This window comes from Microbacterium trichothecenolyticum, assembly GCF_041938625.1.
GTDB classification, from domain to species: Bacteria; Actinomycetota; Actinomycetes; order Actinomycetales; family Microbacteriaceae; genus Microbacterium; species Microbacterium trichothecenolyticum_D.
In genome coordinates, this window is sequence record NZ_CP169427.1 from 2891105 (window position 1) to 2910636 (window position 19532).

At 70.5% G+C, this 19532-nt stretch carries 14 protein-coding genes; 8 read left to right on the top strand and 6 right to left on the bottom strand.

Features of this window, described 5'->3' with window-relative positions; translation table 11 throughout:
* Positions 1-16: 16 nt before the first annotated feature.
* Positions 17-877: a 16S rRNA (adenine(1518)-N(6)/adenine(1519)-N(6))-dimethyltransferase RsmA gene (gene rsmA / locus ACEYYH_RS13500; RefSeq protein WP_374974871.1), complete on the bottom strand. Its 861-nt coding sequence runs from the start codon at positions 875-877 to the stop codon at positions 17-19.
* A gap of 91 nt (positions 878-968) precedes the next feature.
* Here rsmA and ACEYYH_RS13505 point away from each other — a divergent pair, with 91 nt between their 5' ends.
* Positions 969-2432 carry a sugar porter family MFS transporter gene (locus ACEYYH_RS13505; protein ID WP_374974872.1) on the top strand — a complete coding sequence of 488 codons (1464 nt, stop codon included), beginning with the start codon at positions 969-971 and terminating at the stop codon, positions 2430-2432.
* Between the two features lie 91 nt (positions 2433-2523).
* Positions 2524-3828 carry an MFS transporter gene (locus ACEYYH_RS13510; protein WP_374974873.1) on the top strand — a complete coding sequence of 435 codons (1305 nt, stop codon included), beginning with the start codon at positions 2524-2526 and terminating at the stop codon, positions 3826-3828.
* A gap of 152 nt (positions 3829-3980) precedes the next feature.
* Here the strand turns inward: ACEYYH_RS13510 and ACEYYH_RS13515 are convergent, their stop codons facing one another.
* The 4 genes from ACEYYH_RS13515 to ACEYYH_RS13530 form a co-directional block, all read right to left on the bottom strand.
* A complete protein-coding gene (locus ACEYYH_RS13515) occupies positions 3981-4493 on the bottom strand; it encodes an NUDIX domain-containing protein (protein WP_374974874.1) in 513 nt (170 codons plus the stop codon).
* A gap of 19 nt (positions 4494-4512) precedes the next feature.
* Positions 4513-5424, bottom strand: coding sequence for a TatD family hydrolase (locus tag ACEYYH_RS13520; RefSeq protein ID WP_374974875.1), 912 nt, complete (start codon positions 5422-5424; stop codon positions 4513-4515).
* Positions 5424-7004: a methionine--tRNA ligase gene (metG, locus tag ACEYYH_RS13525; RefSeq protein ID WP_374974876.1), complete on the bottom strand. Its 1581-nt coding sequence runs from the start codon at positions 7002-7004 to the stop codon at positions 5424-5426. The genes ACEYYH_RS13520 and metG overlap by 1 nt, the downstream gene beginning before the upstream one ends.
* Before the next feature lie 102 nt (positions 7005-7106).
* Positions 7107-8147 carry a LacI family DNA-binding transcriptional regulator gene (locus ACEYYH_RS13530; RefSeq protein WP_374974877.1) on the bottom strand — a complete coding sequence of 347 codons (1041 nt, stop codon included), beginning with the start codon at positions 8145-8147 and terminating at the stop codon, positions 7107-7109.
* A gap of 175 nt (positions 8148-8322) precedes the next feature.
* On the opposite strand from ACEYYH_RS13530, the gene ACEYYH_RS13535 reads away from it, so the two are divergent.
* The 5 genes from ACEYYH_RS13535 (at position 8323) to ACEYYH_RS13555 (ending at position 17078) form a co-directional block, all read left to right on the top strand.
* On the top strand, positions 8323-10341 hold the full coding sequence (locus ACEYYH_RS13535; protein ID WP_374974878.1) for a beta-galactosidase: 2019 nt from the start codon (positions 8323-8325) through the stop codon (positions 10339-10341).
* A 41-nt stretch (positions 10342-10382) separates the two neighbouring features.
* Complete coding sequence (locus tag ACEYYH_RS13540) at positions 10383-11609, top strand: extracellular solute-binding protein (RefSeq protein ID WP_374974879.1); 1227 nt, start codon at positions 10383-10385, stop codon at positions 11607-11609.
* A 157-nt stretch (positions 11610-11766) separates the two neighbouring features.
* Complete coding sequence (locus ACEYYH_RS13545) at positions 11767-13386, top strand: ABC transporter permease subunit (protein WP_374974880.1); 1620 nt, start codon at positions 11767-11769, stop codon at positions 13384-13386.
* Positions 13386-14306: a sugar ABC transporter permease gene (locus tag ACEYYH_RS13550; RefSeq protein ID WP_374974881.1), complete on the top strand. Its 921-nt coding sequence runs from the start codon at positions 13386-13388 to the stop codon at positions 14304-14306. Before ACEYYH_RS13545 ends, ACEYYH_RS13550 begins: the two co-directional genes overlap by 1 nt.
* A gap of 42 nt (positions 14307-14348) precedes the next feature.
* A complete protein-coding gene (locus ACEYYH_RS13555) occupies positions 14349-17078 on the top strand; it encodes a glycosyl hydrolase 53 family protein (protein WP_374974882.1) in 2730 nt (909 codons plus the stop codon).
* A gap of 16 nt (positions 17079-17094) precedes the next feature.
* Here the strand turns inward: ACEYYH_RS13555 and rsmI are convergent, their stop codons facing one another.
* The gene (rsmI, locus tag ACEYYH_RS13560) at positions 17095-17913 is read right to left on the bottom strand and encodes a 16S rRNA (cytidine(1402)-2'-O)-methyltransferase (RefSeq protein WP_374974883.1); all 819 of its coding nucleotides are present in this window, start codon (positions 17911-17913) and stop codon (positions 17095-17097) included.
* Between the two features lie 23 nt (positions 17914-17936).
* Here rsmI and ACEYYH_RS13565 point away from each other — a divergent pair, with 23 nt between their 5' ends.
* A complete protein-coding gene (locus ACEYYH_RS13565; protein WP_374974884.1) occupies positions 17937-19532 on the top strand; it encodes a dolichyl-phosphate-mannose--protein mannosyltransferase in 1596 nt (531 codons plus the stop codon).

Consider the following 19532-nt stretch of genomic DNA (forward strand, 5'->3'; position numbering starts at 1 on the left):
GAAGATCCGCTGAATTTCAGCTTTCGCGGACGCGTCCCACGGCCTCCGCGATGCGCACGTAGTCGTCGATCGAGAGGTCCTCGCCGCGAGCGGTGGGTGCGACCCCCGCGCTCTCCAGGACCACGGATGCTGCGGCCGCCGTGCCGCCCAGCACCCCGGCCGTCGCCTGCCGGAGCATCTTGCGCCGCTGCTGGAACGCGGCATCCACGATCGCGAACGTCCGCTTGCGCAGCTCCTCGTCGCCGCGGGGCTCGGCGGCCCGGTGGAAGCCGACGAGCACACTGTCGACGTTCGGGACCGGCCAGAACACCTGACGCGACACGGTGCCGGCGAGGCGCCACGGTCCGTACCACGCGGCCTTGACGCTCGGCGCGCCGTAGACCTTCGACCCGGGCGGCGCGGCAAGGCGCTCGCCCACCTCGGCCTGGACCATCACGACGCCGCGGTCGAGCGCCGGGAAGTGCTCGAGGAAGTGCAGCAGCACGGGCACGCTCACGTTGTAGGGCAGGTTCGCGACGAGCACCGTCGGGTCGCCGGGCAGCTCGGTGACGCGCAGCGCGTCGGCGTCGACGACCGTGAGCGCGCCGTCCGGAACGCCGTGGGCGGCCGCCGTGGCGGGCAGGCGCTCCGCCAGGCGGTGGTCGATCTCGACGGCGGTGACGGATGCCCCGGTCTCGAGGATCGCGAGGGTGAGCGACCCCAGACCCGGTCCCACCTCGACGACGCGATCGCCCGGCTGCACCTCGGCGACGTGCACGATCTTGCGGACGGTGTTGGCGTCGACGACGAAGTTCTGCCCGAGCTTCTTGGTCGGAGTCACGTCGAGTTCGGCGGCCAGCGCGCGGATCTCGGCCGCACCGAGGAGTGTCACGGGCATGCGCCCCACTGTACCGATGGTCGTCGCGGTCGCCCGTCCGGCCCCGCGCGCCCCCTGCCGCGGCGGCGACCCGAACGCTAGCGTGACCAGCATGAATTCGACCGGCTCGATCCCCGCAGACGCGTTCTCCCTCCGCAGTCCCTATGGGCGACGAGCGATCGGGCTCTCGGTCGCGGCCGCGGTCGGCGGATTCCTCTTCGGGTTCGACTCGTCGGTCATCAACGGCGCCGTCGACTCGATCTCGAAGGACTTCGCGCTCAACGACGTCATCACGGGATTCGTCGTCGCGATCGCGCTGCTCGGCTGCGCGGTCGGCGCGATCATCGCCGGCAACCTGTCCGACCGGTGGGGACGCCTGCGGGTCATGTTCCTCGGCGCCATCATGTTCTTCGTCAGCTCGATCGGCGCCGGCCTCGCCTTCTCGGCGTGGGACCTCGCCCTCTGGCGCGTCGTCGGCGGCCTGGGCATCGGCATCGCCTCTGTCGTCGCGCCGGCCTACATCGCCGAGATCGCTCCGCGCCAGATCCGCGGCGGACTCGCCTCGCTGCAGCAGCTCGCGATCACGATCGGCATCTTCGCGGCGCTCCTCTCGGACGCGCTGCTGGCCAATGCCGCAGGCGGCGCCGACAGCGTGCTGTGGCTCGGACTCGAGGCGTGGCGGTGGATGTTCCTCGTGGGCGTGATCCCGTCGGCGGTCTACGGCATCCTGTCGTTCACGGTGCCCGAGTCGCCGCGTTATCTGCTGTCGAAGGGCCGCGTCGACGAGGCCCGCGAGATCTTCGCGCGCCTGATGCCGCCCGCCGACCTCGACCAGACGATCCGCGAGCTGCAGAACGCCATCGAGACCGACCGCAAGAACGCCGGCGTCTCGATCCGTGGACCGGTGCTCGGGCTTCAGCGCATCGTCTGGGTCGGCATCATCCTGTCGGTGTTCCAGCAGTTCGTCGGCATCAACGTGATCTTCTACTACTCGACGAGCCTCTGGCAGTCCGTCGGGTTCGACGAGAGCGACTCCTTCACGATCAGCGTCGTGACCTCGATCACGAACGTGCTCGTCACCCTGATCGCGATCTTCCTGGTGGACCGCGTGGGCCGGAAGCCGATCCTCCTCACCGGATCCGTCATGATGACGCTGTCGCTCGGGCTCATGGCCATCTCGTTCCTGTTCTCGACGACAGACGCCGAGGGCGCCGTCGTGCTGCCTGCACCCTGGGGCCCCATCGCGCTCATCGCCGCGAACGTGTTCGTCGTCGGGTTCGGCGCGTCGTGGGGTCCGCTGGTGTGGGTGCTCCTCGGCGAGATCTTCCCGAGCCGCATCCGCGGCAAGGCGCTCGGCGTCGCCGCCGGTGCGCAGTGGATCGCCAATTTCCTCATCACGATCTCGTTCCCGGCGATGTCGGCCTGGTCGCTGCCCCTCACGTACGGCATGTACGCCGTGTTCGCGGCGCTGTCGTTCATCTACGTGGCCTGGCGCGTGCCCGAGACCAAGGGCATGGACATCGAGCAGACCGAGACGCTGTTCGTCCACCCGAAGGTCGCGCCGACCGCCCGGTGAGACGACAGTGAGCGGACGAGACGCCGGGTGAACCCCGGGGGTCTCGTCCCTCGGGTGTCGCCGGTCCGGCGCCCGCTCGTAGGATGGCGGGATGCCTTCGCTCGGGGAACTGATCGCACCACGTCGCCTCGGGACCGACTTCCGGTGGCTGCTCGCGTCGTCGTGGACGAGCAACCTCGGCGACGGCATCGCGCTCGCCGCCGCGCCGCTGCTGATCGCCTCGCTCACGTCGTCACCGGTCCTCGTCGCCGCCGGCGCCATGATGCAGTTCCTGCCGTGGCTCCTCTTCGGACTCCTCGCCGGTGCCGTCGCCGACCACCACGACCGGCGCCGGCTGGTGATGCTCGCCAACGGCCTGCGGGCGGTGATCGTGGCGGTGCTCGTGGCGTTCCTCGTCACGGGGCAGGCCACCGTGTGGCTGGTTCTGGCCGTGGCGTTCCTCTACGGCACCGCCGAGGTCTTCGCCGACTCGGCCGGCAGCACGCTGCTGCCGATGCTCGTGAGGCCCGCCGACCTCGGCATCGGCAACGCCCGCATGCAGGCCGGCTACCTCGTCGCCAACCAGCTCGCCGGGCCGCCGCTCGGCGCCTTCCTGTTCGCAGTGGGGTCGTTCTGGCCGTTCGTGCTGCAGGTGCTGTGCGTGGCGCTGGCGGTGCTGCTCATCTCCCGGATCGCGCGCACGCCGGTGCCCGAACATCCGGACTCCGGCCGCGGCACGAAGGCCCACGCCATCCGCGAGGGACTGCAGTGGCTGCGTCACAACCCACCGGTGCGCACGCTCGTCATCATCATCCTGGTCTTCAACGTCACGTGGGCGGCCCCCTGGGGTGTGCTCGTGCTCTACGCCACCGAGCACCTGGGCATGGGGCCCGTCGGCTACGGCGCCCTCACGACGGCGGCAGCGCTCGGCGGCATCATCGCGGTCTTCAGCTTCGGCCGGCTCGAGAAGCACGTGTCGTTCTCGACGCTCATGCGGGTCTGCCTGTCGCTGGAGGTCCTCATGCACCTCTCGTTCGCGCTCACCACGTCACCCGCGGTGGCCTTCGTCATCATGTTCGGCTTCGGCCTCTACGCGTTCGTGTGGGGCACGATCTCGACGACCGTGCGCCAGCGCCTCGTCCCCATGGAGCTGCAGGGGCGGATCGCCTCGGTGAACATGGTCGGCGTCTTCGGCGGCCTCGTGGTCGGGCAGTTCATCGGCGGTATCCTCGCCCAGCTCTTCGGCCTGACCGCGCCCTGGTGGTTCGCCTTCGCCGGCTCGCTCATCACGCTGCTGCTGGTGTGGCGCTCGATCTCGCACATCGCGGCCGCGAAGCCCGTGCTCGACGCGGATGAGGCGGCAGACGTCGCCGGCGAGGACGAGCCCGGCGCCGGCGGCAAGCCCCTCATCGACTGACCGTACCTCCGCGCGGCGCCGGTCGCACGCCCGTACGCGATTCGTCGAGACAAGGGATTCCCGCCGAGACCGGGGACGGCGCCCCCGGTTTCGGCGGGGATCCCCGGCTTCGGCAAGACGGACGGATGGATGCTGCGGCTCAGGACGCGTCGTTACGCCCGGACGAGTGCGCCCAGGCGTACGCCGAGCTGCTCGAGCCGCGGCGTCCACGGGCCCGCCATCTCGCCGGCCGCGCCGCGACGCATCGCCTCCGCGAGCGGCACCCACGCGCTCTCGCACACCTCGTCGGGGTCGAGTGCGAGGATCGGGTCGCCCGCCACCCGCGCGACGTAGAAGTCGAACAGCGCGGTCCGCTCGGGGAGGCGGCCGACCAGCCGCAGGTCCGAGGTGAGGACCCGCACGCCGGTCTCCTCCTGCAGCTCGCGCACGGCCGCCTGCCCGCTCGTCTCCCCCGTCAGGGCGCTGCCGGCCGGGAACTCCCACGTGAGACCCCAGTCCTTGGCCTCCGCCCGCCGGGTCAGCAGCACGAGCCCGTCGCCGCGCACCACGCACACCGACGCCACGATATGGAAGAGCCCCTCGGGGAACGTGGGATCGCCACGGCGGTGGGTCCGGCCGATGCGTGCGCCCGCAGCATCCGTGAGGTCCCACAGCTCGTCGTCCACCGCAGCCTCCCGCGTCAGCTCAGTCCTCGAACGCCCCGTAGACCTCGAGAGTGTTCGCCGCGATCTGCGCGCACAGCTCGTCGACATCGACGCCCAGCTCGGCCGCCATGTATCGCACTGTCACGGGAATCAGGTACGGCGCGTTGGGGCGACCGCGGTGCGGCGTCGGCGTGAGGAACGGGGCATCCGTCTCGACCAGGATCCGCTCGCGCGGGATCACCGCGAGCGCGTCGCGGAGGTTCTGCGCGTTGTTGAACGTCACGTTGCCGGCGAACGAGAGGTAGTACCCGCGCTCGCCCGCGATGCGGGCCATGTCGGCGTCGCCCGAGAAGCAGTGGAACACCGTGCGCTCGGGGGCGCCGACGCGCTCGAGAGTCTCGAGCACAGCCTCGTGCGCGTCGCGATCGTGGATCTGCATCGCGATGCCGTGCGTCTTCGCCAGGGCGATGTGGGCCTCGAAGCTCTCGAACTGCGCGGGCCGGCCGTCCTCGTCGGTGCGGAAGAAGTCCAGCCCGGTCTCGCCGATCGCTCGCACGCGCGGCTGCGCGGCCAGCTCGTCGATCACCGCGATGGCCTCGTCGAGGCGGCCGGCCGCCTTGTACGCGGGTGCCTCGTTCGGGTGGATGGCGACCGCCGCCAGCACGCGGGGATGGGATGCCGCCGCCCACGCCGACCACCGGCTCGAGTCGATGTCGCCACCGGCCTGCACCACGCCGACCACCCCGACGGAACCCGCACGAGAGAGCTGCTCGTCGAGCGACAGGCCGACGCCGTCCTCGATCTCGAGGTGGGCGTGGTTGTCGTACACCGGCACCGCGAGCGGCTCGGGGGCCGCCGGGTACGTGACGTCGCGCGACCCCTTCTCTCGGATGCGCACGTACTGCGACGGGTCGGAACCCGCGTCGGGATACGGAACCGGGGGTGTCGCCATCAGACCGACTGCTCGACGCGCGGGAACAGCGGCGCGAGGCCGTTCACCGAGGACCCCGGCTTCAGCACGCCCCAGGCCCCTGCCTCGCGGATCGGCTGGTCCTGCAGTCGGCCGATCGACTCGGCCGCGCCGAGCGCGATCCACAGCTTCTCGGTCGAGACCGGCATCACCGGCGACAGCAGCACCGCGAGGGCGCGCAGGCCCTCGGCGGCGGTGTAGAGCACCGTGCCGAGGCGTCCGCGCTGGGCGTCGTCCTTGGCGAGCGCCCATGGCTCGTTCTCGGTGATGTACAGGTTCAGCGCGTCGACGATCGTCCAGATCGCATGGATCGCCTCGTCGATGCGGAACCGCTCGATCGCGGCGTCGGCGTGGGCGGCAGCATCCGCCACCGTCTGCTGAATGTGCAGGTCGGCCTCGGTGTAGGCGCCCGCCGGGGGCACGACGCCCTCGTAGTACCGCTCGATCATCGCCGTGGTGCGCGACGCGAGGTTGCCGAAGCCGTTCGCGAGCTCGGCCTGGTAGCGGGCCGAGAGGTCCTCCCAGGAGAACGAGCCGTCCTGGCCGAACGCGATCGCCGACAGGAAGTAGAAGCGGTAGGCGTCCGAGCCGAACACGTCGGTGATCTCGGTCGGCGCGATGCCGGTGAGCTTCGACTTCGACATCTTCTCGCCGCCGACGAGCAGCCAGCCGTGCGCGAAGACGCCGCGCGGCACCTCGAGCCCGGCGGCCATCAGCATCGCCGGCCAGATGACCGCGTGGAAGCGCAGGATGTCTTTTCCGACGATGTGGTACGCCGGCCAGCGGCGCGCGAACTCCTCGGGGTCCTCGCCGTAGCCGATGGCCGTGGCGTAGTTGAGGAGCGCGTCGACCCACACGTAGATGACGTGCGACTCGTCCCACGGGAGCGGGATGCCCCAGTCGAACGCCGAGCGCGAGATCGACAGGTCCTTGAGTCCGTTCTTCACGAACGACACGACCTCGTTGCGCGCCGACTCGGGGCGCACGAAGTCGGGGACGCTCGAGTAGAGCTCCAACAGCTTGTCCTGGAACTCGCTGAGCTTGAAGAAGTAGTTCTTCTCCTGCAGCAGCTCGAGGGGCTTCGAGTGGATCACGCAGACCTTGAGGCCCTCGAACGCGCCGGTTCCGTCGACGATCTCGGACTCGGGCTTGAACTCCTCGCAGCCCACGCAGTACAGCGCCTCGTACTCGCCGGCGTAGATGTAGCCGCGGTCGTAGATCGCCTGCACGAACTGCTGGACGCGCTCCTCGTGGCGCTGCTGCGTCGTGCGGATGAAGTCGTCGTTGGCGACGTCGAGCGTCTTCAGCAGGGGGAACCACGCCTCGGTGACGAGCTTGTCGACCCACTCCTGCGGCGTCACGCCGTTCGCCGACGCGGCACGCATCATCTTCTGGCCGTGCTCGTCGGTGCCCGTCAGCATCCAGGTGTCGTCGCCCGCCTGGCGGTGCCAGCGCGCGAGGGTGTCGACCGCCACGGTGGTGTAGCCGTGGCCGATGTGGGGCACGTCGCTCGGATAGTAGATCGGCGTCGTGATGTAGAAGGACGAGGGGCCGGAAGTCACCCGACGAGTCTAGTCAGCGCGGACGCCCCGGCCGCCGCTGTGACCGGACGCCGCCGTCCGGACCTTCCGGGGTGCACGAACGTAACACTCGGGCGTGTCGGGTCAGGCGCTCTCGCGGATCACCAGCGTCGTCGGGAGGGTGATCGGCGCGGGGTGCGCGCCGCCGATCGCCTCGAGCAGCGTCGACACCATCTCGGTGCTCAGGCGCTCCCAGGGCTGACGCATCGTGGTGAGCGCGGGCTCATGCGTGGCGGCGAGACCGGAGTCGTCGAATCCGGCCACCGCGATGTCTTCGGGGACGCGCAGGCCCGCCTTGCGCAGGGTCGCGATCGCTCCGGCGGCCATCATGTCGCTGGCGGCGAAGACGGCGTCGATGTCGCGGGTGCGCTCGAGCAGACGCGCCATCGCGACGGCGCCGGACTCCTGGCTGTAATCCCCCTCCTCGACGAGGGCCGGGTCGAAGTCGTCGCCCATCTCCTCCTGAAAGCCGACGAGCCGGAACTTGCCGCCCGGCGTGTCGTGGGGTCCGGCGATCATCGCGATGCGCCGGTGCCCGCGCCCACGGAGGTAGCGGGTCATCTCGCGGGCCGAGCCGATCTCGTCCACCGAGACCGTCGGCACCTGGGCTTCATGACCGAGCGGGATGCCGCAGCACACCGTGGGCACGCCGGCTTCGAGCAGTTCGTCGACCAGCGGATCGGATTCGTGGGACGAGATGAGCAGGACGCCGTCGACGTGGCCGGCGCTCACGAAGTGGGCGACGTTGGCGCGCTCCGCCGGCGTGCCCGCGACGAGCAGCACCAGCGTCATCGCCCGCTGGGCGAGGGCCTCAGCGGCACCGCGCAGGAGGAGCGCGAACGTCGGGTCCTGGAAGAGCAGGTGCTGCGGCTCGGTCAGCAGGAACGCGAGCGAGCCCGCACGCCCGGTGGCGAGGCTGCGCGCCGCATGGTTCGCGGTGTAGCCGGTGCGCCGGATCGCCTCTTCGACGGCCACCCGGGCGTCGGGCGACACCCAGTGCCCGCCGTTGATCACCCGCGACACGGTGCCGCGCGACACGCCCGCGGCCGCAGCGACGTCGCGGATCGTCGGTTTGCGCCGCACGGACGTCGTCTCCTCCACGACGAGCGACTCTACCCCCGCCATGGCCCGGAACGTGCGACGACACGGTGCGGACTGTGACCGGTCACAGTTCCGTAACGGTTCCCGAGCGGAGCCTGCGCCGAAGCATCCGTCCAGGTAAGACTGTGACCGGTCACAGCCACCGACGTGACCGTCCCGCACTGCAGCACGACCCCTGCACCGACCCGATGGAGCGTCCATGACCTCGCCCGACCGCTGGCCCGAGATCCGGGGCATCGCCTACGGAGGCGACTACACCCCCGAGCAGTGGCCGCGAGAGGTGTGGCGCGAGGACGTCGGGCTCATGCGCGAGGCCGGCGTCAACCTGGTCAGCGTCGGCATCTTCGCGTGGGCCCTCCTCGAGACGAGCGAAGGCGTCTTCGACTTCGCGTGGCTCGACGAGCTGCTGGACCTGCTGCACGAGAACGGCATCTCGGCCGACCTCGGCACGCCCACCGCGTCTCCCCCGGCATGGTTCTTTGCGAACCACCCCGACGCCCGCGTCGTCTCGCGCGACGGCGTCACGATGGGCTTCGGTGCACGCGGCATGGCCTCGCACGCGTCGACCGCCTACCGCGAGGCGATCGTGCGCATCGCCTCCGCGCTCGCCGAGCGCTACGGCTCGCACCCCGCCGTCGTGATGTGGCACGTGCACAACGAGTACGGCGTGCCCGTCGGCGAGGATTACTCCGCGCAGTCGGTGCGTGCCTTCCGCGACTGGCTGCGCGAGAAGTACGGCACGCTCGACGCCCTCAACGCGGCGTGGGGCACGACGTTCTGGGGCCAGCGCTACGGCGAGTGGGAGCACATCGGAGCCCCGGCCGCGGCGCCGTCGGTCGTCAACCCGGCGCAGCGCCTCGACTTCGCGCGCTTCACCGACCACCAGCTGCGCGCCTGCTTCATCGCCGAGCGCGATGCGATCCGCGCCCACGCGTCGCAGCCGATCACCACGAACTTCATGGCGAACCAGAGCTGGACCACCGATCTCTGGGCATGGGCCCGCGAGGTCGACATCGTGTCGGACGACCACTACCTGTGGGCGGCCGACTGCGAGGGCGAGATCGGACTGGCGATCGCCGCGGACCTCTCCCGCTCGGTCGGCGGCGGCGCGCCGTGGATCCTCATGGAGCACTCCACGTCGGCCGTCAACTGGCAGCCGCGCAACGTGGCGAAGCGTCCGGGCGAGATGGCTCGCAACTCGCTGACCCACCTCGCGCGGGGCGCCGACGCCATCCTCTTCTTCCAGTGGCGCGCCTCACGCTCCGGCGCCGAGAAGTTCCACTCGGCGATGATCCCGCACGCCGGCACCTCCTCCCGCGTGTGGCGGGAGGTCGTCGAGCTCGGCGACGCGCTCGGGCGCCTCGACGAGGTGCGCGGTTCGCGCGTCGCCGCCGACGTCGCGATCCTGTGGGACTTCGAGTCGTTCTGGGCGCAGGACCTCGAGTGGCGCCCGTCGGTCGACGTGTCGCACGCCGAGCAGATCCGCGCGTTCTACGAGCGGCTCTGGCGCGACGGCATCACGGTCGACTTCGCCCTCCCCGGCCAGGACCTCTCCGGGTACAAGCTCGTGCTCGCCCCCGCGCAGTACCTGCTGAGCGCCGCGGACGCCGCGAACCTCACCCGCTACGTCGAGGACGGCGGCACGCTGGTGGTGTCGTTCTTCTCGGCCGTCGTCGACGAGAACGACGCCGTGCATCCAGGCGGCTTCGGCGCGCCGCTGCGCGATGCGCTCGGCGTCACCGTCGAGGAGTTCCTGCCGCTGCGCGAGGGCGCCCGTCACGCGGTGCGGTGGTCGGGTTCGGCATCGGCCACCCTCCACGCCGACGCGTGGCAGGAGGACCTCGTCCTGCACGGCGCGGAGGTAAAGGCGACCTACCTCGACGGCCCGGGCGCCGGCAACGCGGCGGTCACGCGTCATGCGCACGGCACCGGGCACGGCTGGTACATCAGCACCCGATTGGATGCTGCGAGCCTCGGCACCTTCATGACGGACGTGTACGCCGACGCCGGCGTCGCCCCCTCGGGTCACCCCGCAGGCCTCGAGGTCGTCGTGCGGCGCGGCGACGACGCGGACTACGCGATCGCGGTCAACCACCGCGACGACGATGCCCCGTTCGCGGCATCCGGTGTCGAGCTCCTCACCGGCGCGGTCATCGACGGCGACTTCCTCGTGCCCGCGGGCGGCGTCGCCGTCGTGCGCATCGCGCGCACCCCCTGACCCACCGAACCCTGCAACACCACATCACCGAAAGGGAAACCATGCGAAAGCAGATCGCACTCGGAGCGCTGGCGCTCACGGCAGCGGTCGTCCTCGCCGGCTGCGCCGGCGGAGGCTCGTCCGACAGCGGCGACGAGGCCGCGGACAGCAGCGCCGAGCTCGTCGTCTGGACCGACGAGGAGCGTCAGACGGCGGTCAAGGACGCCGCGAAGGCCTTCGAAGAGGAGACCGGCGCCACCGTCAAGATCGTCAAGAAGAACTTCGAGGACCTCCGCAACGACTTCATCGCGCAGGTGCCGACCGGCGAGGGCCCCGACATCACCGTCGGCGCGCACGACTGGCTCGGCGCACTCGCCGCCGGTGTCGTCGACACGATCGACCTCGGCGACAAGGCGTCGGAGTTCGAGAGCGTCGCCCTCGAGGCCATGACCTACGACGGCCAGCTGTACGCCCTCCCCTACTCGCTCGAGACCATCGCACTCGTGCAGAACGTCGACCTCGTCGGCGCCGAGGCTCCCGCGACGTGGGACGAGATGATCCAGAAGGGCGTGGCGTCCGGCGCCGAGCGTCCGTTCGTCATCAACACCGCAGGCGAGACCGGCGACGGCTACACGATGTACGGCTTCCAGACGTCGTTCGGCGCCCCGGTGTTCGTGCAGGACGCGTCGGGCTCGTACACGACGGACGTCGGCATGGGCGGCGCCGCGGGAGAGGCCTTCGCGACGTGGCTCGGCGCGAACGGCACCGCCGGCACCGGCTGCATCTCGACGACCGTCGACTACGACATCAACAACGAGCTGTTCAACAGCGGCCAGGCGCCCTACACGATCCAGGGCCCGTGGGCGATCAGCGCCTACACCGACGTCGCGAACATCGCCGTGAACCCGATCCCGTCGGCCGGCGGCGAGACGGCGGCGCCGTTCGTGGGCGTGCAGGGCTTCTACCTCAGCTCGCAGTCGAAGAACGCGCTGCTCGCGCAGGAGTTCCTCGTCAACTACCTCGGCACCGAAGAGGCGCAGCGCGCCCTCTACGAGGCCGACCCGCGCATCCCGGCGTGGTCGACGCTGGCGACCGAGGTCTCGTCCGACCCGATCATCGCGGGCTTCCTCGCGTCGGCCCAGAACGGCGTCCCGATGCCGAGCATCCCCGAGATGGGCTCGGTCTGGGACCTGTGGAACGCGGCGCAGTCGCAGATCATCAGCGGCGCCGACCCCGTGTCGACGTGGAACACGATGGTCCAGGACGTCCAGACCGCGGTCGAGGGGTGATCGCGGCCGCCTGAACCCGGTCACCGACTGGTGGCCGACCTGCTCCGGGAGGCGGGCGAGTGCCTCTCCCCGCCTCCCGGATCCCACCCTCTTCCCCGGATCGACCCGTCGATCCCCCTCACGCCCGGCGATGAGGCCCCGTGACAGGAGCAGACGCATGACGGTGGACGCACCCACCATCCCCCCGGCGCCGGCGCAGACGCCGCCGCGCGAATCGCACGCCCGCCGCTGGCGCGGCCCCGGCGGGGGCTTCCTCGCGAAGCTCGCCCTGATGGCCCTTGTCAACGCCTTCGGCGTGATGACCCTGCTGAGCGCCTTCCGCGTCGAGTCGTGGGTCGTGTTCTCGGCGACGCTCGTGCTGCTTCTCGCCGCCGACATCGTCTACTTCACCCGGCGGGCGCTGCCGCTGAAGTACCTGCTGCCGGGTCTGGTGTTCCTGCTCGTCTTCCAGGTCTTCATCTTCGGCTACACCGCGTACATCGCGTTCACGAACTACGGCACCGGCCACGCCGGCACCCAGGAGCAGGCGGTCGAGGCCGCGCTCATCCAGGGCGAGCGCCGCATCGAGGATTCCCCCACCTACGCGCTCTCGGTCGTCGAGCGCGCAGGCGGGCTCGGCTTCGCGATCGTGGACGAGAACGGCGACGTTCTCGTCGGCTCCGCCGAGCAGCCCCTCGAAGAGGCTCGTGACGCCGAGGTCGGCAGCACCGGCGCTCCGTCGGAGGTCTCCGGCTGGGACGTCGTGCCCCGCGCCACCGTCATCACCGACGCCGCCCTGCAGGAGCAGATCGCGGGCCTGCGGGTGCCCGTGTCCGAGGACCCCAACGACGGCTCGATCCGCACGCGCGACGGCTCTTCGGGCGCCGTCTACGAGTCGACTCTGGTGTGGGATGCTGCGTCCCAGACGATCACCGACTCCACGACGGGCACCGTGTACACCGCGAACGACAAGGGTTCGTTCGTCGCCGAGGACGGCTCGGCCCTCCCCACCGGCTGGTATGTCAATGTCGGCTTCGAGAATTTCTTCCGCCTGTTCACCGACCCGGCGCTCGCGCAGACGCTGCTGTCGGTCACGGTCTGGACGTTCGTGTTCGCGACGCTGTCGGTCGTCCTGCCGTTCGCACTCGGCCTCCTGCTCGCGCTGATCTACAACGACGCGCGACTGAAGGGCCGGCGGTTCCTCAGGACGTTGTACATCCTCCCGTACGCCTTCCCGGCGTTCATGTCGGCGCTGCTGTTCCGCGGCATGTTCAATGCCGAGTTCGGCGTGATCAACGACCTCTTCTTCTTCGGCGCGAACATCAACTGGCTCGGCGATCCGTGGCTCGCACGCGCCGCGGTCGTGTGGGTGAACCTGTGGCTCACGTACCCGTACTACTTCCTGGTGTGCACCGGGGCGCTGCAGGCCCTCCCGCAGGACACGCTCGAGGCGGCATCGCTCGACGGCGCGGGCCGTTCGCGCCAGCTGCGCTCGATCATCCTGCCGCTGGTGCTCGTGGCCACCGCACCGCTGCTGATCTCGTCGTTCGCGTTCAGCTTCAACAACTTCACCGTCATCTACATGTTCAACAACGGCGGGCCGGCGATCCCCGGCGCCCCGTACGCGCTCGGCGCCACCGACATCCTGATCTCCGCCATCTACGACATCTCCGGGGTGTCGGGCGGCGCAGCGGACTACGGCCTCGCCAGCGCCCTGTCGATCCTCGTGTTCGCCGTCGTCGGGGGCATCTCGGCGATCGCGTTCCGCCAGACCCGCAAGCTCGAGGAGTTCCAGTGATGTCCACCGCCACCGATGTCGCCGCGGGATCGACCATCCGCACTCCCGGCGTGCCGAGCGACCGCCGCTCGGCACGCCGGCGGCGCTGGCTGCTCGACGTCGGCTGGAAGTACCTGCTCGCCGTCGTCGTGGTCTTCTACGCGATCTTCCCGCTGGTGTACGTGCTGTCGGCGTCGCTCAACCCGAACGGCACGCTCGCCGCCAGCAACGCGCTGTTCAGCGTCATCGACCTGTCGAACTACGCGGCGCTCGGGGGGACGAGCTTCTGGATCTGGGCCGGCAACACCCTCCTGATCGGCGGCATCGCGTCGGTGGGCGCCGTGCTCATGGGCGCCGCAGCAGCATACGCGTTCTCGCGCTTCCGGTTCTCGGGCCGCCGCGCGGGTCTCACCGGCCTCCTCATCATCCAGATGTTCCCGCAGGCTCTCGCGTTCGTCGCGATCTTCCTGATGCTGCTGGGGCTCGGCGAAGTCGTGCCGGCGCTCGGCCTCAACTCCAAGATCGCGCTCATCTGCGTGTACCTCGGCGGCGCGCTCGGCGTGAACACGTTCCTCATGTACGGCTTCTTCAACACCGTGCCGATCGAGATCGACGAGTCCGCCAAGATCGACGGCGCCTCCCACGCGCAGATCTTCTGGCGCCTCATCTTCCCGCTGGTCACGCCCATCCTCGCGGTGGTCGCCCTCCTCGCCTTCATCGCGGCGTTCGGCGACTACATCATCGCCAAGATCGTCCTCGTCTCGGAGGAGAACTGGACCCTCGCGGTCGGCATGTACCAGTGGGTCTCGAACCAGCTCGCCTCCAACTGGGGTCTGTTCGCGGCGGGTGCCGTGATCGCCGCGATCCCCGTGCTCGTCCTGTTCCTGTCGCTGCAGCGCTACATCGTCGGCGGCCTCACCGCGGGGTCCGTCAAGGGCTGATCCCCAGCCCTCCCCGAAGATCAACGTCGATCGGAGAACACCGTGTCTCACCACCCCAGACCCGCGCGCCTCGCGGCGGTCGCAGCATCCCTCGCTTTGGCCATCACCGGCGTCGCGTCGGCACCCGCCGCCGCAGACGACGGGCCGGTCGAAGCCGGCATCACCGTGCCGAAGGTCGAGAATCTTCCCGCGGACTTCATCAGCGGGGTCGACGTGTCGTCGGCGATCGCGCTCGAGGAATCCGGTGTCGTGTTCCGCGACGCTGCCGGGCAGCCCGCCGACCTGTTCGACGTGCTCGCCGACGCCGGAGTCACCGACGTCCGCGTGCGGGTGTGGAACGACCCGTTCGACGCGGCCGGCAACGGCTACGGCGGCGGCGACAACGACGTGGCGCACGCCGTCGCGATCGGCAAGCGGGCGACGGATGCCGGACTCGGCGTCCTCGTCGACTTCCACTACTCCGACTTCTGGGCCGACCCCGCGAAGCAGCAGGCGCCGAAGGCGTGGGCGTCGATGACGGTGGCGCAGAAAGCCGTCGCGGTGACCGACTTCACGACGCAGGCGCTCGAGGAGCTCGAGGCCGCGGGCGTCGACGTGCAGATGGTGCAGGTCGGCAACGAGACGAACAATGCGGTGGCGGGCGTCAGCGGCTGGGACGGCATGGCGCAGATCTTCTCCGCCGGCTCTGCGGCGGTGCGGGCGGTCTTCCCCGGCGCCCTCGTCGCGGTGCACTTCACGAACCCCGAGACGAGCGGGCGCTTCGCCGGGTACGCCGCGAACCTCGCCTCCCGCGGAGTCGACTACGACGTGTTCGCGTCGAGCTACTACCCGTACTGGCACGGGTCGCTCGGAAACCTCACTTCCGTGCTGAAGAACGTCGCCGATGTGTACGGCAAGAAGGTCATGGTCGCCGAGACCTCGTGGGCGTACACGCTCGAGGACGGCGACGGCCACGGCAACGTCATCGACCTCCCTTCGGAGGCCACGCAGTACCCGGTGAGTGTGCAGGGGCAGGCGACGGCGGTGCGCGATGTCATCCAGGCGGTCGCGAACGTCGGCGCCGCGGGAATCGGCGTCTTCTACTGGGAGCCCGCCTGGCTGCCGGTCGGCCCGCCCTCGGCGCTCGATGCGAACAAGGCGCTGTGGGAGGCGCACGGCTCGGGCTGGGCCTCGAGCTACGCCGGCGAGTACGACCCGGACGACGCGGGCCGGTGGTACGGCGGCTCCGCGTGGGACAACCAGGCGCTCTTCGCGCACGACGGCACGCCGCTGGAGTCGCTCAGCGTGTTCGCGTACGCCCGCACCGGCGCCGTCGCGCCGCGCGAGGTCACCGCGGTGGCCCCCGTCGAGCTCGGCGTCACCGAGGGGGATGCCGTCACCCTGCCGTCGACCGTCACGGTGTCGTACAACGACGGCTCGTCCGAGACGCAGCCGGTCACGTGGTCCGACGCGGCGACATGGATCGACGGCCCCGGTACCTACGCGATCGGGGGCACGACCTCGGCGGGTCTCGCGGCGACCGCCACGGTCGTCGTCTCGCAGAAGAACCTGCTGCGCAGCCCCGGGTTCGAGGGTGACAACAGCGCGTGGACGAAGACCGGTACAGCGCTCACGATCGGCGCATGGGACGACCCGCACTCCGGCGCGCGGTCCGCGCACTTCTGGGCCTCGGGACCCTTCTCCTTCACGTTGACGCAGCGAGTGGACGCCGTCCCCGTCGGGTCGTACGTCGTGCGCGGCGCACTGCAGGGCGACGGAGAGGACGCCGCGAGCAGCGTGCGCCTGAGCGTCTCGAGCGGGTCGGCCGAGGCATCCGTCCCCTTCTCGATGGACGGCTGGCGTACCTGGTCGATGCCGACGACGGCGCCGATCGACGTGGCAGCCGGCGACAGCGTGACGGTCACCGTCACCGCGTCGCTCAACGGCGGAGCGTGGGGCACCATCGACGACCTCGAGCTGGTGCGGGCCGCACCGACCGGCGTCGACACCTCCACCCTCGCCGCGGACCTCGCCGCGGCCGAGGGGATCGACGGGTCGGCGTACACGGCGACGACCGCGGCGGCGCTGCAAGCGGCGATCGAGCGGGCGCACATCGTGCTGTCGGCGGATGCTCCGTCCGGCGCCGCCGTCGACGGCGCGGCGATCGCGCTCGCCGACGCCGTCGACGGGCTCGTCGTGCTCGACACCGCCGCGAAGGCACCGGGCCGCGGCATCCTGTCGCACGACAACGGCTGGGACACGGGCCTGAAGGACGGTTCGTACACCGTGCGAATGAACCTGTGGTGGGGCGAGAACGGCACGAAGCTGCGGGTGTTCGAGAACGGCGAGCGCATCGCCACGCTGGCGCTCGCGTACGGCGGCGTCGGCGAGCAGTCGGCCGAGATCCCGGTGACGGGCAGGAGGAACGGCGTCTATGTCTACACCGGCGAGCTCGTGAACTCGCGGGGCGCGACCGCCCTGGTGCCGGTGACGGTCACCGTGGCCGACGCCGCGCCGGGCACGCCCGTGCTGAGCCACGACAACAAGGACGGCGACGGCACCTACACGCTGACCGCCGACCTGTGGTGGGGCACGAATGCGACGACCTACCGCTTCTACGAGGGCGACACCCTCATGGGCGAGGGCGCGCTCGTCGCGTCGACGCCTGGCGCGCAGCGCGCAACGTTCTCCGTCACGACCGCCACGCGCGGCACGCACACCTACCGTGTCGTCTTCGCGAACGACGCCGGCGCGACCACGAGCAAGGACCTCGCGGTCACCGTGCGGAAGTGACGGCGGGGCGAAGGCGCTACCCGCGGACGGAGAGCGCGGCCTGATAGAGCTCGCGGCTGGAGTGTCCGGTGAGGCCGGACACTTCGGCCGCGGCCTCCTTCAGACGCGTGCCGCTGCGGACCAGCTCGAGCACCTGCGTGACGGCGTCGGGGAAGGCGACACCGCGTGCAGGCGCCCCCTCGACGACGATGACGAGCTCGCCCCGGACGCCGGGCTCGGCCCAGGCGGCGAGTTCGGCGAGTGTGCCACGCGCCACCTCTTCGTGGAGCTTCGTCAGCTCTCGGCACACGGCGCCACGACGATCCGCGCCGAACCCGGCGGCCATGTCGGCGAGCGTCGCCGCGACGCGCGACGGCGCCTCGAAGAACACCATGGTGCGCGGCTCGGAGCCGAGTGCGCGGAACGTCGCAGCTCGCTCCCCCGCCTTGCGCGGGACGAAGCCCTCGAACGTGAAACGGTCGGTCGGCAGTCCCGACACGGCGAGCGCGGTCACGACGGCGCTCGGACCGGGAATCGCCGTCACGTCGACGCCGGCCGCGGCGGCCGCCGCGACGAGACCGTAGCCGGGGTCGCTCACGGTCGGCATGCCGGCGTCGCTCAGCACGAGCACGTCCTGCTCGCGCGCGAGCTCCACGAGCTCGGGCGCCCGCTCCTTCTCGTTGTGGTCGTGCAGCGCGATGAGGCGCGGGCGGTTCGCGATGCCGAGGGCGGCCAGCAGCCGCTGCGTCGTGCGAGTGTCTTCGGCGGCGACGACGGTCGCCTCCTCGAGCGCCTCGACGAGACGCTTCGAGGCATCTCCCAGATTGCCGATCGGGGTCGCCGCGAGGATGATCACGCCCTCAGCCTAAACTTGACCGGGTGACGGATGCCCCGCGGCTCGAGGCCGGCCAGCCTGCCGCGCCGCTCCCCCCGGCACGACCGAGCCTCTACGACCGCTTCGCCCGCCGGCTGAGCGAGGACGCGCGCGCTCGGCGACTGTATGGATGGCTCGGTCCCGCGATCGTTCTGGTCATCGCGGCGGTCCTGCGTCTGTGGAACCTCGCCGCCGCGCACGACCTGATGAACCAGTTCGACGAGACCTACTACGTCAAGGACGCCTGGACACTGCTCAACCTCGGGTACGAGGCATCCTGGCCCTCCGGCGCCAACGACAGCTTCCTCTCGGGCGACGTGGACGTCTTCACCAACGACCCGTCGTTCGTCGTGCACCCACCCCTCGGCAAGTGGATCATCGCGCTCGGCATGGCGGTGCTCGGCCCCGAGTCCGGCTGGGGCTGGCGCATCACGACGGCGCTGCTCGGCGTCGCATGCGTACTCGTGCTCATGCTCATCGCGAAGCGCCTCACCCGCTCGACCACGTTCGCCGTCGTCGCGGGCCTGCTCATGGCCGTCGACGGGCTCGCGATCTCGATGAGCCGCATCGCGCTCCTCGACACGTCGCTGACGTTCTTCGTGCTGCTCGCCTTCCTCTTCGTGCTGCGCGACCGCGAGCGCACCATGACGCGCATCGCCGAGACCGTCGCCGCCCGCTACGACGGCGACGCGGCGCCGGGCGTGAAGCAGGTGCAGTGGGGCCCGGTGCTCTGGAACCGGCCGTGGGTCATCGCGGCGGGCGCCGCCCTCGGCGCCGCGAGCGCCGTGAAGTGGTCGGGCGCATGGGTGCTCGCCGGCCTCGGGGTCTATCTCGTGGTGACGGACGCGCTCGCCCGGCGCCGGGCGGGCGTCCTCTTCTGGCCGACGGATGCCGTGCGCCAGGGCCTCGCGACCTTCACGCTGTTCGTCCCGGTCGCTCTGGCGGTGTATCTCGCGTCCTGGACCGGCTGGCTCGTCACCGAACGCGGGTACGACCGCCAGGCGGGCGGCAATGCCCTCGAGAGCCTGTGGCTGTATCACGTCGCCATGTACACGTCGACGGCGGGGATCATGTCCGGGCATTCCTACGCGAGCCCGGCGTGGCAGTGGCCGCTGCTGTGGCGCCCCACGGGCGTCTACTACCACCACGACGCGTTGGGCGTGAACGGCTGCACCGCCCCGAGCGGCTGCGTCGACGTCATCTCGACGATGCCGAATCCGCTGATCTGGTACGCCGGCGTCGCGGCCGTGCTGTACCTCGCCTACCGCTTCGTCGTCGTGCGCGACTGGCGCTACGCGCTCGTGCTCACCGGGATCGCGGTCACCTACGTGCCGTGGCTGTTCCTCCCCCAGCGCACGATCTTCCAGTTCTACACGGTGCTCGTCCTGCCGTTCATGCTGCTCGCGCTGACGTTCGCCCTGAAAGACATCGCCGGACCGCCATCGGCGGACTCCTACCGCCGGCTCACGGGCCAGCGGCTCGTGCTCGTGTTCCTCGCCGTCGCGCTTGCACTGTCGGCGTTCTGGTACCCGATCATCTCCGCGATGACGGTGCCCTACGACTTCTGGCACCTGCACATGTGGCTGAACAGCTGGGTGTGA

Excerpts from the sequence above, each read along its gene's own strand:
- ACEYYH_RS13505 (WP_374974872.1), top strand. The coding sequence starts at position 969 with ATGAATTCGACCGGCTCGATCCCCGCAGACGCGTTCTCCCTCCGCAGT.
- rsmA (WP_374974871.1), bottom strand. The coding sequence starts at position 877 with ATGCCCGTGACACTCCTCGGTGCGGCCGAGATCCGCGCGCTGGCCGCC.
- ACEYYH_RS13520 (WP_374974875.1), bottom strand. The coding sequence starts at position 5,424 with ATGGCGACACCCCCGGTTCCGTATCCCGACGCGGGTTCCGACCCGTCG.
- ACEYYH_RS13530 (WP_374974877.1), bottom strand. The coding sequence starts at position 8,147 with ATGGCGGGGGTAGAGTCGCTCGTCGTGGAGGAGACGACGTCCGTGCGG.
- ACEYYH_RS13535 (WP_374974878.1), top strand. The coding sequence starts at position 8,323 with ATGACCTCGCCCGACCGCTGGCCCGAGATCCGGGGCATCGCCTACGGA.
- ACEYYH_RS13550 (WP_374974881.1), top strand. The coding sequence starts at position 13,386 with ATGTCCACCGCCACCGATGTCGCCGCGGGATCGACCATCCGCACTCCC.
- ACEYYH_RS13540 (WP_374974879.1), top strand. The coding sequence starts at position 10,383 with ATGCGAAAGCAGATCGCACTCGGAGCGCTGGCGCTCACGGCAGCGGTC.
- ACEYYH_RS13545 (WP_374974880.1), top strand. The coding sequence starts at position 11,767 with ATGACGGTGGACGCACCCACCATCCCCCCGGCGCCGGCGCAGACGCCG.
- ACEYYH_RS13510 (WP_374974873.1), top strand. The coding sequence starts at position 2,524 with ATGCCTTCGCTCGGGGAACTGATCGCACCACGTCGCCTCGGGACCGAC.